Below are 15,513 nucleotides of genomic sequence, written 5' to 3' on the forward strand. Positions count from 1 at the left end.
CGGTTATGAAAAAACTACTGATGATGATCCGGGCAATGTTGAAAAACAATTTACCCTTTAATCCTAACTATGCCCTTGACAGTTAAGACGGTATCTACGTGTCTGTGGGTTCGATTATTATGGCATAAAATCTTGTATTATTTACCTGCATGCCGGAGAATAGCCGAAGAATTTTTTAAAAAAGCAAAAACAAACCCAATTCCGTGTAAGCCAAAGGAGTCATCAAGCTTAGGGGGAATTCGTCCAGTACTGGAGGGATCAACACTTTAATTTGGTAGTGATTTTGTTGTTTAAAGGCCGCCTGCCGACACAATGACCTGTGATCGATAAGCCAAGAAAAAGGCCGACACTTGGGCCGGCTGCTCCCTCCCCAAAATGAAATTTCGTCTGATCGGGGAAAAATTTGTGGTGGCGCCGGGTTTTTACACCCGGCACCACTGAAGGCGCTTCGCGCAGGAACGTAACCTTTTGGGCTTCCTTGTTACATTCCCGCGGTTTTGACGGAAACCCATCGCTTCAACCATGGGCCACCCGACCCGTCGTTTGAAGCGCCCTTCCTCAAAATAGGCTGGTCATCCCAGCTCCGCCATAAGGGTGTCTTTTACCTCAAAAATTCAAACTCAAACGTGCCCCATAGTTTCCATCGCCGACTAATGGCATTATATCAAAATGACTTTGCTCACCGGTTCGGTGCGTAACTTTGTATGAAACATAACTTCCGATAATCGCCCCGGCCACGATGTCGCTGAGATAGTGGCGGTTCTCCTGCAGGCGCGAAAAGCCGACATAAGCGGCGGCAATGTGCGCCGGAATGCCGACATACGGCCCGAAATGATGATTCAAAACGCCGGCCGTCGTGAAAGCGGTCGAAGTGTGCCCGGACGGATATGAATACGGCCCGCCATTGGGTCGACGGCGGTCGATAAGGCGTTTCATGCTGAGCGTCAGAAGTCCGTTGACCGCCTGGGCGCGAAAAAGATCGGAGCCGAATGTCTCGACCGCCCGAATATGCCCGATTTTTCCGATCGAAAGGGATAACCCGGATGCGGCCAATGGAATAATGGCATTGCCCATGCCGTCGCCGAATTCGAAAATACCGTCGGCAAAACCGGAATTGCCCCACATCTCGTTGAGCCCGGGATCTTCCTGCTTGACGGCCTTATTAAAGACCACCGGCGTGGCCCCGACTGCACCGATAATTAAATAGAAATCGGGCTCCTGAACCAAATAGACAATATCATCTTTCAAATCGGGCAGAAGCGAACCAAGTGTGGCGCGGGCACCGGCCGGCTCCGGGACAAGGCTTTTCATAATCGAAGTAGCAACAGGATTATTGGCCGGAAAAGTCATTTTACTATCCAGCGCTGACTGTGCGGCAATCGGCTGATATAAAAGAACCAGGGAGATTGAAATTATAATCGAATAAAGTTTTAATGGAAGTGAATTTCGCTCAAAAGAAAAGAGCTTCATTATGCCTATCCTTTCACGATTGCCGGGGTCACTTTCGGCGGCGACCCTCAAACCAGCGCCCTAAAGTTACTGTCTGCTCTTAGCAATCGTTACATAGGCGATAATTGTGCTCCTCAAACGGTTAGTATATTTTTCTTACTGCAATACCCAATATAACCCTTTTTGCGGAATCGTCAAGTATTATTTACGGCCATTTTCAACCGGCCGGATGGGGCGCCTTTTCGCCGGGGATTTAGTCAGACTATTACTATGGTTTTTTATATATTTGCAGGGTTCGATCAAATTTGTAGATTAAAGGCATGACCACGGCTCAATTTGTATCGGAACATCGCCGGCAGTTGATCCTGATTGGCCTTATTTTTGTTATAATGGTCGTCCTTTATGGGCGGATCGATACCGGCCGCGCGGACTATCAGCACTGGGACCTTCATCAATACCAAATGATGGCCGAGAGGTCGCCCATGCCGCCCGATGATGTTTCTCGGCCGTTTGCGTATCGAATTTTAGGGCCTTACCTTGCCGGATTACTGCCATTCGATTTGGATACAAGTTTTTATATATTCAGTCTGGCGGTTTCGGCGATGCTCGTTTTTCTGTTTTATCGTTTCCTATGTTCATTGAAAATCGAAAGAACGGCGGCGGCCCTGGCGGTAATCATTTTTATCTTCAATAAATATTTCTTTGGATTTACGGTCTGGAATTTCTATCAGCTCAATGATGTCCTGTCGCTGATATTGATCCTTCTTTTGTTCTTCTCGATTCACAGACAGCAATGGCTCCAGTATGCAATATTCCTGGCGGTCGGCGCGATTACGCGCGAAACCGTCATGATTATGGTTCCGGTGGCGTTAATTTATCTGGTTGAATACGGACGATTTAAACAGCATATCTTATCGTGGGTCATGGCCTCGCTCCCCGGCATTTTGATTTTCATTATATTGCGAATGGTAATTGTTCCGGCCGGCGGCGATGATCTCTGGGCAGCTTTTCTTAAATACTCCGGCAAACTCGGCTCACCCGGCCCATGGGCAGGCTTGACACTGTTCTGCACCATTCCGGTCAGTCTCGTTCCTATAGTGTATTTCAAGGAAACAATTGCCTTTTTCAAAGAAAGAATATATCTGCTGGCATATGTCCTGCTGGTTTTTGTTTCGGCATTATTCGGCAGCAACAATGAACGGCTGATGGCGCCGGTATTCGCAGTTTTTTATTATTTGATCGCAGTGCTATTCATGCGCACTACAGGCAGGATCGGATGGCTGAAGTACCTTATCATAGCCGCCGCTTTTATCTCAAGCTTTGATTTCTGGGCGGGGCTGCACCCTCTTCCCGACCGTGCCACGATGATGAAGGTAGATCTCATATGTCTTGGCGTGGTTACTATCGCCGTAACGCTCAGCCGTTTCCTGAGAGGCGGCCGACTTCATGAAACCGGATAGCGGTCGGCCGACATCACCCCTTTATGCCGTCGAACAGGATTTTTTCGGCAGCGTCAATCAGTTCCGCCAGCCGCTCCCGGCGTTTCAATTTCGACATATCAGCGGAGATTCGGCGATGCATCGCTTCGGCCACGGCATTGATCACAAAAACAATCCGCTCAACCGAAATATCCTGCCTTATTTCGGCCGTGCGAATGCCGCGTCTTAAAAGCGCTTCGACATACTCGCGCTGAACCGATGTCAACCGTTCGATGAACGATCCGCTAAGTTCGCGGCTGTTTTCATACATCATTTTGATATAGAAGAAGTATTCCAGCCGGCGCTCATCCCAGAATTCAAGCTGCGCGTTGAAATAAATCCGCAGCCGATCCAGAGTGCGCACCTCGCGGCTCTGATGATAGTTTTCATCCCATTCGCGCTTGTAGTTATCGATAAATATCTCGAACAGAAATTTCAGCACATTTTCTTTGCTGCCGAAATACTGAAACAGCGAGCCCTTGGAGACACCGGCCGCATCGGCGATACGGTCGATCGAGACGCGGTCAAAGACTTCGCGGGCAAACTCATTCAGCCCGGCCAGATACAGCTTCTGTTTTTTCTGCGGATGCAGCTTGCGGAACGTCGCCGAGACGATTCCCTTCTCTTCAAGCGCTACAATCAGATTTTCATTCATAGGCTATTACTTTATATATAATGACTATATGGTCATCATCAATATACTATGGAATTATCATTTGTCAATATTTTTCTTGACATACCCGGCATCTTTGTTATATTGGCCGTGTCGATTAGAAATTATTCTTAAGAAGGGAGTTTTATAAATGGGAAAAGTCAGAGTTGCCATTATCGGCGTCGGTAATTGCGCATCATCGTTCGTCCAGGGAGTGGAGTACTACAAGAAAGCCAAGGACAGTGATTTTGTCCCCGGCTTGATGCATGTCAACCTGGGCGGGTATCATATCAGCGATATCGAGTTTTCGGCCGCTATCGACATCGACAAGAACAAGGTCGGCAAGGATCTGTCGGAAGCCATTTTCACGAAACCGAACAATACCTACAAGTTTTGCACCGTGCCGAAAAGCGGCATTATCGTCCAGCGCGGCATGACCCATGACGGGCTTGGGAAATATCTCTCGCAGATTATCGAGAAGGCACCCGGCGACACGGTCAATATTGTCAAGCTTCTCCGGGACACCAAAACCGATGTGGTCGTGAGCTATCTGCCGGTCGGTTCCGAGACCGCCACGAAGTGGTATGTCGAGCAGATTCTTGAAGCCGGATGCGGTTTTGTCAACTGCATTCCGGTATTCATTGCCCGCGAGAAATACTGGCAGGGCCGATTCAAGGAAAGAGGCTTGCCGGTTATCGGTGATGATATCAAGTCTCAGGTGGGCGCCACTATCGTTCATCGGGTTCTCACCCGCCTGTTCCGCGAACGCGGGGTCCGGCTGGAACGCACCAGCCAGCTCAATGTCGGCGGCAATACCGACTTTTTGAATATGCTTGAGCGGGAGCGTCTGGAATCGAAGAAGATATCCAAGACTAATGCGGTCACCAGCCAGCTTGATTATGATATCGGCAAGGCCAATGTCCATATCGGGCCGTCGGATTATGTGGAATGGCTGTCCGACCGCAAATGGGCCTATATCCGGATGGAGGGACGAACCTTCGGCGATGTGCCGCTCAATATCGAGTTAAAGCTGGAAGTGTGGGATTCGCCGAACTCGGCCGGCGTCGTTATCGATGCTGTCCGTTGCTGCAAGCTGGCGCTTGATAACGGTATCTCGGGGGCACTCGAAGGGCCGGCGTCATATTTCAAGAAATCTCCGCCGGTTCAATATACCGATGACGAAGCGCGCCAATTGACCGAGGAGTTTATTCTCAAATATGGCTGGAAAGATGCCAGCAAACCGAAAGGCAAGCCCAAAGCGAAACCGGCGGCAAAACCGGCGGCCAAAGCAAAGAAGGCTGCAACTCGTAAGAAAAAGTAGTTTTGCTTAAAGTATAAATGCGTATATTAAAGGCGAACAACAATTGTTCGCCTTTGTTTTTGATATGGACGGAAAAGGATATTTCATAACGTTCGAGGGCATCGACGGCTGCGGCAAAACCACGCAGCTGAAGATGACTGAGCAGTATTTGTCGGAAAAGGGACTGCCGGTCCTGGAGATCCGGGAACCGGGCTCGACGCCGCTTTCGGAAAAAATCCGGGAAATCCTGCTGAATATGGAATTTCATATAAATCCGGTTTCGGAATTGATGCTTTATGTGGCGGCGCGGGCGGAATTGATCAGGGATGTGATCATACCTTCTTTGTTTGACGGCAAAATAATTTTGTGCGACCGATTTTTCGACTCGACCACCGCCTACCAGGGTTATGGGCGCGACCTTGATATTGAATCCATAAAGCAGCTGCATAAGCTATCGGTCGGGCAGTTTATTCCCGATCTGACCATTCTGATCGATGTCGATTACGAAACCTCGCTGACACGCCGCAAACAAAAGGCGGACCGGCTCGAATCGGAGTCGGAGGATTTTTTCAACAAGGTCAGGAAGGGCTTTCTCGAGATAGCCAAACAGGAACCGAAACGGATCGTCGTTATAGACGGCAACAAAAGTATAGAAGAAATCTTCAGCGAGGTGCAGGCTTGCCTCTGGACAAGACTGGAAATCAAATAACCGATTCCCCCGAAAGATACCGTCGCTCGACCATTCTCTGGTCGGTGATTTTATTCTGTTCGATGATCCTGATGATTACCGCCCTGTCTTTTTATGTTCTCTCGGACAACAACCTTTATTATTCGATGCAACTGGCTGCCAGCCTTGACCTGATTAATTATCTTTATCCCGAAGAATACAATGCCACGCAGATGGTCAGGCAGGCCCGGCAGGCCATATTCAGCTCGCTTGACCGCTACTCCGGTTATCTCGAGCCGGAGGATCTTAATCGTGTCACCGAGGAATTTTCCGGATCATACGGCGGCATCGGCATCACCGTCGTAACCGATGATAAGGGATTGATGATAATGTCCGTTCGTGAGGATGGGCCGGCGGGCCGGGTCGGAATGCAAACCGGCGATATTATAATCAAGGCCGACTCAGTGAGGCTCGGTGGGTTGAACTCCTATCAGTCAACATATATTCTACGAGGCGAGGAAGGAACATCGGTCAAGGTGACGGTTGCCCGCAACCAGATGGCCGACACGCTGGAGTTCGATCTTGTCAGGGAGAAACTCAGGCTGATTCATATTCCCTATGCGGGCCTGACCGAAAACAAGAGTCTGTATATCCGCATAATGGACTTTGAGGCAAATCTCGCCGAGGATCTGCTGGCCTGCCTGGATTCATTATATTTAAATCAGAAAGATTCAGTTAAATCAATTATTCTTGATCTGCGGGGCAATCCGGGTGGTTTGCTCAATGAGGCGGTCGCGGCGGCCAATCTTTTCCTTGATAAGGGGCATTTGATTGTCGGCGTCAAAGGGCGTTCGCGCTGGCGGAACGATCAATTTCAATCATCCGGGCGGGACATCACCAACGGCCTGCCGCTGGCGATTCTGGTCGATCGCGGGTCGGCATCAGCCTCGGAGATCCTGGCCGGCGCTCTCAAATACGCCGGGCGCGCGGTTCTGATCGGCGATACCACCTTTGGTAAAGGGCTGGTCCAGGAATATAACGGGCTTTATGACGGCTCGGGAGTCAGGTTGACAACGGCACGTTATTATTTCGAGGGGAATCGATTTTTGAATGACCCGGAGGCGGAAGTGATCGACAGCGCCGCCGGCATTCCGCCTGATTATTATTATAAACCGCCGTCCAGTGAGCCATTCCCGCAGTGGCTGGAAAGAACGCAGCAACTTCGGGATTTTGCCATTAATAACAAGGAAGAAATTATCGCCTATGCCCCATTCACGGAATCATCGGCCAGGTGGCTCGGCGATTTTGTGAACCATATGCGTCGCAAAAACCTGAAATATGAATCGGATATAACGCTGCTGGCGCAGTTCGCCCGCGATGAAACGATATTTAACAACTATTCGGAGGGACTACTACGGGTAATCGACAAAATCAGCCGGATCGCGGAAGATGATGATCTCCGACAGTATGAAGTCTATGGCGATTTTATCCGCCAGCGGCTTTATCAGATCGCAATCGAGGCCCAATTCGGCGAAGAGCGATCCTATCGGGAGGCAATTGTTCCATACCGTCGGGATATTATCATGGCTGAGGAAGTTTTATCTCCGAAAGCAAAGACTGACAATTGATATCAATAAGAGCACGGACCTCTGATATAAATTTGTATAATGTAAATTGCGGCTGTTTGGTTTTACAAATGCCGCGTATGATTTTTAAAAATAGCGCCGCCAATGCCTGTAAAGACAAAAAAGACAATAATATTTTCGGATTTTGACGGATCATTCTCCGAAAAGGATATCGGTCACCGCATTTTTCGACACTTCTCCGATGGCCGCATTATGCCGCTGGTCGAACGCTGGAAACGCGGCGAGATAACATCACGCGAGTGCCTGACGAGCGAAGCGTCGATGATCCATCCGACCCTTGATGAAATTTATGAATTCCTGGCCGAATTTAAACCGGCCCGGGGTGCAATCGAGTTTTATCGAACCGTCAGGACAGCCGGAATTCCTTTTTATATTGTTTCGGACGGGACCGATATTTACATTGATTATATGTTAAAGAAGTACAATCTGGAGGAGATCAAGTACTTCAGCAACAAGGGAAAGGTCGAGAATCGAAGCTTTATTCTTGACTTTATTTATGACAATGACGGCTGCGAGCGATGCGGCTGCTGTAAAGGTGCCCGGATTAATGACATCGTCGGCCCCAGCCGAAATGAGTGGGAGATAGTTTTTATCGGCGACGGGCTGTCGGATTTATGCGCCGTGCCCCACGCGGATATTATTTACGCTCGTGGTGATTTACTGGAATATTGCCGGACCCATGACGTAAACGCAATTGAATACAATGATTTTTTTGATATATTGGAAAGTATGAAAAAATCCGGACACTTACCCGGATAAGTCCAGAGAGATTAATTTTATCGGAGATATCACATGAAGGCGATAATCATGGCCGGGGGCTTTGGAACCAGGCTGCGACCGCTGACAATCAACGTCCCCAAGCCCATGGTTCCGATCGGGACCATTCCAATGATGGAGCATGTCGTTAATCTGCTTAAGAAGAACGGCTTTACCGAGTTGGTATCTTTGTTGTTCTTCCAGGCGGAGGAGATAAAGAACCATTTCAATGACGGGCGCAAGTTCGGCGTTAAAATGGATTATTTGCAGCCCAATGAAGATTATGGGACAGCCGGCGCCGTGCGCTATGCCGACACATTTATCGATGAGACCGTTCTCGTAATTTCCGGCGATGTTCTGACCGACTTCGATCTGGAGGGGACCATCCGGTGGCACCAGGAAAAGAATTCGGAGGCCACGATTCTATTGACGCGGGTCGAAAATCCGCTGCCTTATGGTATTGTGATTGTCAATGAAGAGGGAAAGATCGTCCGCTTTCTGGAAAAGCCGTCATGGGGCGAAGCTTTCTCCGATACTATCAATACCGGCATATATATTCTTGAACCGCACACAGTAAGATTGATCCCGCCCAAAACCAATTTTGATTTTTCGCAAAACCTTTTCCCGCTGATGCTGTCAAAACAGATGGGCCTGTTCGGAATGATTACCGACGGCTATTGGAAGGATGTCGGCAATATCAATGAATACCGCCGGGCGCACGAGGACCTTCTCAGTGGGCAGATAAATCTTGAACTGGGCATGAGACGGCAGAATCATGGCGAGGCGATGCTGCATCTGGGCCGGAATGTCCATCTTGGTGAAAATCTTAAGCTCGGGGGTGTTATTGTCTGCGGCGACAATGCGGTGATCGCCGACGGGGCCAAAATCGAGAATTCGGTTATCGGCGCGCGTACCAGAGTCGGCGAGGGCGCCGATATCAGCCGGTCGGTGATCTGGTCCGATGTTCAGATAGGCGCCGAATCGCAGCTTACCAGCGCCATTGTATGTGACCGGGTGGCCATCGGGGAAAATGTTGCCCTGCTTGATGATGTTGTAGTTTCTGATGACAGCACGGTCGGCAACGGCGCCACCGTTAAAGCCAATTGCAAGATATGGCCCGGTAAAACGGTCGATGAGGGCGCCATTGTGTCATTCTCACTGGTTTGGGGTGAAAAGTGGAACCGGGAGCTGTTTACGCAATCCAAAGTCACCGGTCTGGCCCTGACCGAAATAACGGCCGAAATGGCGGTCAAGCTGGGTGGTGCCTTCGGGGCCTATCTCGGTCAGGGAAAGCGGGTGGTAACCAGCCGTGATGCTTCGGATACCTCTCGTCTTCTCAAGCGCGGCTTGATTGCCGGATTCCTGGCGGCCGGGGTCAACGCCGATGATTTGGGAATGCTGCCGATTCCGGTTGTCCGATATGCGCTCAGCAAGGGTGACTATGCGGCCGGAGTATATGTCAGGCACAATCCGACCGACCAAAATTTGATAGATTTCATTTTCTTTAACGGTGACGGGCTCGACATGCCCAGTGCCAATCTGAAAAAAGTGGAGCGTCTCTTTTTTGGCGAGGACTACCGAAGGGCCAGGCTGGATGAAATCGGACATCTTGATAATCCGCAGGGGATGCTGGAGCAGTATCGGGCCGATTTTATCGCGGCAATAAATCCGAGTGCCATCCGAAAAGCCGGCTTTAAGGTGGTTATCGATTATGCCAACGGCGGCGCCAGTGTCGTCTTCCCCACTATTTTTTCCCAACTGGGTATTAACCTGGTGGATCTCAATGCCTTTTTGAATCCAAGAAGTATTTCCCGCCATCCGGATGAACTGGTCCAGGCTATTGTCCAGCTCTCTTCGATTGTTCGGACGCTGCATTCGGATATCGGTTTTTTGATCAACCCGGCGGCCGAGAAGCTGACCGTGGTCGATGAAAATGGTTTCTTTATCGACAACCAGCTGCTTCTGCTGCTGGTTACCGACCTGTTCCTGAGAACCCACACCGCCCATAGAATAGCCGTTCCGGTGGCGGCATCGATGGGTGTGGAGGAGATTGCCTCGAGGTATGGCATCGAAGTGATTAGGGTTCGGAATTCGCATCTGGCTATGATGGAGGCGCTGAAACAAAACAATGTCGATTTTGTCGGCGGCACTCTTGGCGGATTCATCTTCCCGGGGTTCCAGATGGGTTCCGATGCCATCCTGAACGCCGTTTATATCCTGGAAATGATGGCGAAGGAAAAGGTTCGCCTGGGCGAACTGCGGGGGCACTACGAAAAATACATCCGTAAATCGGTCAGTGTTCCCTGCCCCTGGGCCCAAAAAGGCAAGGTCATGCGCCGTCTGATCACCGAAACCGAAACCAAGAATCGCCAGTTGATTGACGGTGTCAGGATTATTGAAAACGGCGGCTGGGTGCTGGTGGCTCCGGACAATCTGGCGGCCGCTTTTACGGTTCTGGCCGAATCGGAGTCGAAGGAATTTGTCGAGGAAACAATCGGTCATTACCGGACACTGGTGGAAAATGCCCAGGAGTAAAGTCTCTATAATTGCAAAGCGCCGACCGCAATCCCCGTCGGTCGGCGCCTTGTAGGCAATAGGTTGGGAATCAATTGCTCTTAAGCTGTTCTATTTGCTAATTGCGCCTTCTGTTTTTTTATACTGCCGGATTTCATATAATGTTTCATTTTTCCGCAAAAAATTTTGAATCTATTTCAATAATATTTTAAGGAGGGGGCCAAGACCTCTTTGAATTTCCTTGATTTATCGCCGACTATAAAATAATATAAGGCTCTTGATTAAGATTTTCCGACGCCGGAGCGTAGTTCGTTTTATATTATATAATTGTTACCGCTGGAGGATGTAATGGACTATTTCAAACGGACCAGGGTTGCTAAAATCCTCGTCGAAGATTCGGTCGCGACCGGCCAGGATTTGATTATTCTGGGCTGGGTCAGGACGATTCGTGAATCGAGCAATGTCGCTTTTATCGAAATCAATGACGGCTCCTGCATGAATAATCTCCAGGCGGTGATTAATAATCCGAAAGATTTTCCGGTCCTGAAGGATATCCTGACCGGCGCGGCGATTCGGGCCGAAGGAAAACTTATCGAATCGCCGGCCAAAGGGCAAAAATATGACTTTGTGGTCGAAAAGCTGGCCTTAGTCGGTCCGGCCGACCAGACCTACCCCCTGCAGAAAAAGCGGCACTCCTTCGAATACCTGCGGGAAATCGCCCATTTACGGATGCGCACCAATACCCTTGGGGCGGTCAACCGGGTACGTTCCAGTATTGCTTATGCGGTACATAAGTTCTTTCAGGACAGGGGTTTTTATTATATTCATACGCCGGTTATTACCGCCTCGGATACTGAGGGTGTGGGCGATATGTTCCGCGTGACCACTTTCGAGTTGAATAAGGCTCCGGTTGTTGACGGCGGGGTAAATTTCAATGAAGACTTTTTTGCCGCCGAGACTTATTTGACCGTTTCGGGCCAGCTTGAGGCCGAAGTGGCGGCCCAGGCGCTGGGCGATGTTTACACGTTCGGGCCGACCTTCCGGGCCGAAAACTCGAATACGGCCAGGCACGCGTCGGAATTCTGGATGATCGAACCGGAAATGGCTTTCTGCGATTTGCAGGGTGATATGGAGATTGCGGTCGATTTCCTGAAATATCTGTTCCGCTGGGCGCTCGAGAAATGCGCCTCGGACATGACCTTTTTCAACCAGTGGGTCGACAAGGGTTTGATCGAGCGGCTTGAGCATGTGGTCAACTCCGATTTCGAGAAACTGCCATACACCGAAGCCATCAAAATCCTCGAGAAATCGGGCGAGAAGTTCGAGTTCCCGGTCGGCTGGGGTGTGGATATGCAGTCGGAGCATGAGCGGTATCTGACCGAGAAGGTCTTCAAGAAACCGGTCATCGTTTTCGATTATCCCAAAAAGATCAAGGCGTTCTATATGCGGGTCAATGATGACGGGAAAACGGTCGGGGCGATGGATGTGCTGGTGCCGAAAATCGGCGAGATTATCGGCGGCTCGCAGCGCGAGGAGCGTTATGATGTCCTGCTGGCGCATATGCAGGAAAAGGGGATGAACACGGCGCTTTACGACTGGTATCTGGATTTGCGCAAGTATGGCACGACACCGCACTCCGGATTCGGGCTTGGTTTTGACCGGACCTTAATGTATATTACCGGCATGGCGAATATCCGGGATGTTTCGCCGTTCCCGCGTGTCCCGCGTTGGGCGAAGTTTTAGAAATTCTAACAGTCGAAAAATTGTCTCGAGAAAAAGCGCACCGCCGCCGGGGTAATCCCCCGGCGGTGTTAAGTTTTTTGGCAGAATGTGGCAGCTACTTTGCCCTTGTCAAATCCGAAAAATTGACGATATTAGAATAAGTACCAGGGAAATCAAAAACCAACTATAAATTCGGGAGCCGAGCATGCTCAACGCGAAATTGCACCAGTGTATTCTATGCACTTTGATATTGCTCACGATAGTAATATCGCTGTCGGCCGAAGTGCCGCAATTTATCAATTACCAGGGGCGGCTGACCGACCCAGGCGGCGACCCGGTTGCCGACGGGCCGTACCTGATTAAGTTCAAAATTTACGGTTCGGAGGCCGGCAATGATTCCTTGTGGTCATCCGGGTTCCAGGCTGTCACCGTCAGCAACGGCCTGTTTAGTTACAAATTGGGCACAAGCGTCCCGCTTCCTGCCGATATATTCGGGCCCGGCAGCGATCCGTTTCTTGGAATAACGATAGGGACCGATGCCGAAGTCACGCCGCGGACAGCGATCACGTCAGCGGCCTTCGCCTGGCACGCCAATTCATCGGACACTAGTCAATTTGCGACTACAGTGACCGATGGCAGCATCACCAATGCCAAACTTGCTACGGATGCCGTCACGCAGGAAAAAATTGACGACAATTCCATTCATTCGGCCCATATACAAAATCATTCAATTCTACTTGAAGACCTTAACCAGAACGGCGCGACGACAAATCAGATTATCAGGTGGGACGGTTCGGCCTGGGTGGTTTCCGATGATGCAGCCGGATCCGGAGATATCACCGGTGTCACGGCCGGCAGCGGTTTGACGGGCGGCGGCTCATCCGGTGATGTCACAATATCGGTCGGTTCAAATGCAATAAACTCCTCTCATATCGGCACCGCCGCAGTGGGATGGGATGAGATCGCCAACAGCGTTATTACATCAGAAAAAATAAACAACAACGCGGTTACAACAGCTAAAATCGCCGATTTCGCCGTCACGACCGGAAAGATTGCCTATAATTCCATAGTTGGAAATCATATAGTCACGAATGCTGTTGGGTCAGATGCAATTGCTGATAATGCCGTAGGTTCTTCCGAGATCGCCAATTTCGCCGTCACGACCGGAAAGATTGCCTATAATTCCATAGTTGGAAGTCATATAGTCACGAATGCTGTTGGGTCAGATGCAATTGCTGATGGTGCCATTACTTCAGGAAAAATTTATACAGGCGCCGTTACGGATGTCAAGATTGCATCCAACGCGGTTACAACAGCTAAAATCGCCAACTCCAGTGTTACTTCAGATAAAATTGTCAGTGACGCAGTTACAGCCGTGAAGATTGCCGCCGATGCTGTCGGTATTTCCGAAATTACCACAAGTGCCGTGGGATCAGATGAAATTGTAGATAATTCCATTACAAACTTGGATATAAACACCATGGCTGACATTGCAACAACAAAAATCTATGGAACTGCCGTCAATTTCAGCTCAACTCAGTCAATCTGGGGAAATAAGACTTTTCATGATTTTCATCTTGGCGATAGCGTCTTGACTGCAGACGACGTCGGTATTGTCATTGGAACCGTCACAGAGACGGCCCCTTCGTATACAAACCTGCTGAATGTCAGTAGACACTTTTCTACATCATCCGTCAGAAATGGAATTAATTGTGCTATTGTGAACCCTAGCACCGGCACTTTGTTTGCTGTCAGAGGACAGTGCACAGGTGAAGGCGATCGCTATGGAGTTTATGGATATGTTACAAGTTGGGGGGTTAATCAATCTGGCGCTGCTTACGGCGTTTATGGCGCAAGTAGTTATGGGGTGAATGGCTATGGCGGTTATTTTTCTGCCACTAATGCCACGAATAAGTATGGAGTTTATGGCAGCTGTGGCGTCAGCAACGGTAATTATGGCGCATACTTCTATGGCAATGTAGATATAACAGGTGGGTATACTAAAGCCTCCGGCGCATTTAAGATCGACCATCCTCAGGATCCGGAAAATATGTATTTAATGCATGCCGATGTTTCTTCACCGGAAATGAAAAATGTCTATGACGGTGTCGCCGAGCTTGATGCCAACGGTGAGGCGACCGTCGAGATGCCGTCATATTTCGAATCGCTGAATGAAAGTTATCGGTATCAATTGACACCGATTGGATCACCGATGCCTGATTTATATGTTTCTCAAAAAGTTAAAGATAATCATTTTATGATTTCGGGCGGCAAGCCGTTTATGGAAGTCTCCTGGCAGGTAACCGGCATCCGCAAAGACGCCTTTGCTAAATCACAATCTTTTGAAGTAGAATCAACCAAAGTTGCCAATGAACGGGGACTATATCAAAACCCGGAGCTGTTCGGCTATGGCATCGAAAAAGCGGTCGATTATGAAAATCATAAGATTAAGCCGCAGGAAATAACGGCAGAAACCGAAGAGTAATCATTATTAATAATATTTTATGTCAGGAGCGCCGATCATGGCGCTCCTGAATTTTTTTGCGTATCATTGGAAATAGATGATTAAAGAGCCTGATAATATGGCTATTCAAATAGACAGAATCGGACCGGACAGGTACTCGCTTTACAGCAGCATCCCCAGTCGCTTTCTGGTGGAGTCGATTTACCGGGTGGATGAAATTGACCATGGTCTTGGTGGTTTTCGACTCGTGGAAGAAAAGGTCGATATGCCGTACCTCAAAGATTATGACGCCGGTGGCGGCGATGTCATCTCGGCCTGGGCAAAGGAGTTTGATCCGGCAGACTGGGGCATATTTTTGGCGCGCGATGGCGATGTTCCGGTCGGCGGTGCGGCGGTGGCCATTAATGCCGACATCTACCCGCTCGATAAATTCCAAAGAACAGATATGGCGGTCTTATGGGATATTCGGATTGATCAAAAGGTGCGCGGAAACGGTATCGGCCGAAAATTATTCCTCCATGCGGCTGATTGGGCAAAGGCGAAAGGGTTTGGCCAGTTGGGCATGGAGACCCAGAATGTTAATGTTCCCGCATGTAAATTCTATGCCCGGATGGGCTGCAGGCTGGGCGCGATTCATCGCTTTGGCTACGCCGGCTGCCCACGAAGCAATGCTTCTCTGGTATTATGAACTTTAGATAGTATTACTGATATATATTCAACTCTACTCCTCCACCGGCGCAGTGCCCCCCCCGGAGCCAAGACTATGGGTTGAATCCCATATTTTATTGATAATTCTGATATATAATTCTGGTTTTCAATCTCGCCCCAAAACCCGCTCGCCGTTAACCGTAAGAATGTCAACAGA

11 protein-coding genes are annotated in these 15,513 nt (G+C 49.4%); 9 read left to right on the forward strand and 2 right to left on the reverse strand.

The genetic code is table 11. The features are described 5' to 3' along the window. Positions 1 to 606 precede the first annotated feature (606 nt). A complete protein-coding gene (locus CVT49_05595) occupies positions 607 to 1,470 on the reverse strand; it encodes a hypothetical protein (protein PKK83899.1) in 864 nt (287 codons plus the stop codon). Positions 1,471 to 1,769: 299 nt separating this feature from the next. On the opposite strand from CVT49_05595, the gene CVT49_05600 reads away from it, so the two are divergent. Further along, positions 1,770 to 2,909, forward strand: coding sequence for a hypothetical protein (locus tag CVT49_05600; protein ID PKK83900.1), 1,140 nt, complete (start codon positions 1,770 to 1,772; stop codon positions 2,907 to 2,909). A 13-nt stretch (positions 2,910 to 2,922) separates the two neighbouring features. Here the strand turns inward: CVT49_05600 and CVT49_05605 are convergent, their stop codons facing one another. Further along, positions 2,923 to 3,582 (reverse strand): hypothetical protein, encoded by a 660-nt coding sequence (locus CVT49_05605; GenBank protein ID PKK83901.1) that lies wholly within the window; start codon positions 3,580 to 3,582, stop codon positions 2,923 to 2,925. A gap of 148 nt (positions 3,583 to 3,730) precedes the next feature. Here CVT49_05605 and CVT49_05610 point away from each other — a divergent pair, with 148 nt between their 5' ends. The 8 genes from CVT49_05610 (at position 3,731) to CVT49_05645 (ending at position 15,336) form a co-directional block, all read left to right on the forward strand. Then, on the forward strand, positions 3,731 to 4,900 hold the full coding sequence (locus tag CVT49_05610) for an inositol-3-phosphate synthase (protein PKK83902.1): 1,170 nt from the start codon (positions 3,731 to 3,733) through the stop codon (positions 4,898 to 4,900). Between the two features lie 64 nt (positions 4,901 to 4,964). Next, complete coding sequence (locus CVT49_05615; protein ID PKK84015.1) at positions 4,965 to 5,588, forward strand: dTMP kinase; 624 nt, start codon at positions 4,965 to 4,967, stop codon at positions 5,586 to 5,588. Further along, positions 5,558 to 7,174, forward strand: a complete 1,617-nt coding sequence (locus tag CVT49_05620) for a hypothetical protein (GenBank protein ID PKK83903.1) — start codon at positions 5,558 to 5,560, stop codon at positions 7,172 to 7,174. Before CVT49_05615 ends, CVT49_05620 begins: the two co-directional genes overlap by 31 nt. 102 nt (positions 7,175 to 7,276) lie before the next feature. Then, entirely contained in the window at positions 7,277 to 7,951 is a 675-nt protein-coding gene (locus CVT49_05625) for a hypothetical protein (protein PKK83904.1), read from the forward strand. Between the two features lie 33 nt (positions 7,952 to 7,984). Next, complete coding sequence (locus CVT49_05630) at positions 7,985 to 10,483, forward strand: nucleotidyltransferase (protein ID PKK83905.1); 2,499 nt, start codon at positions 7,985 to 7,987, stop codon at positions 10,481 to 10,483. A gap of 327 nt (positions 10,484 to 10,810) precedes the next feature. Beyond that, positions 10,811 to 12,205: an asparagine--tRNA ligase gene (locus CVT49_05635; protein PKK83906.1), complete on the forward strand. Its 1,395-nt coding sequence runs from the start codon at positions 10,811 to 10,813 to the stop codon at positions 12,203 to 12,205. 184 nt (positions 12,206 to 12,389) lie between these two features. Further along, a complete protein-coding gene (locus CVT49_05640) occupies positions 12,390 to 14,669 on the forward strand; it encodes a hypothetical protein (protein ID PKK83907.1) in 2,280 nt (759 codons plus the stop codon). Positions 14,670 to 14,745: 76 nt separating this feature from the next. Continuing rightward, entirely contained in the window at positions 14,746 to 15,336 is a 591-nt protein-coding gene (locus CVT49_05645; GenBank protein PKK83908.1) for a hypothetical protein, read from the forward strand. The last annotated feature ends 177 nt before the right edge of the window (positions 15,337 to 15,513 follow it).

Source organism: candidate division Zixibacteria bacterium HGW-Zixibacteria-1 (assembly GCA_002838945.1).
Classification (GTDB): domain Bacteria; phylum Zixibacteria; class MSB-5A5; order GN15; family PGXB01; genus PGXB01.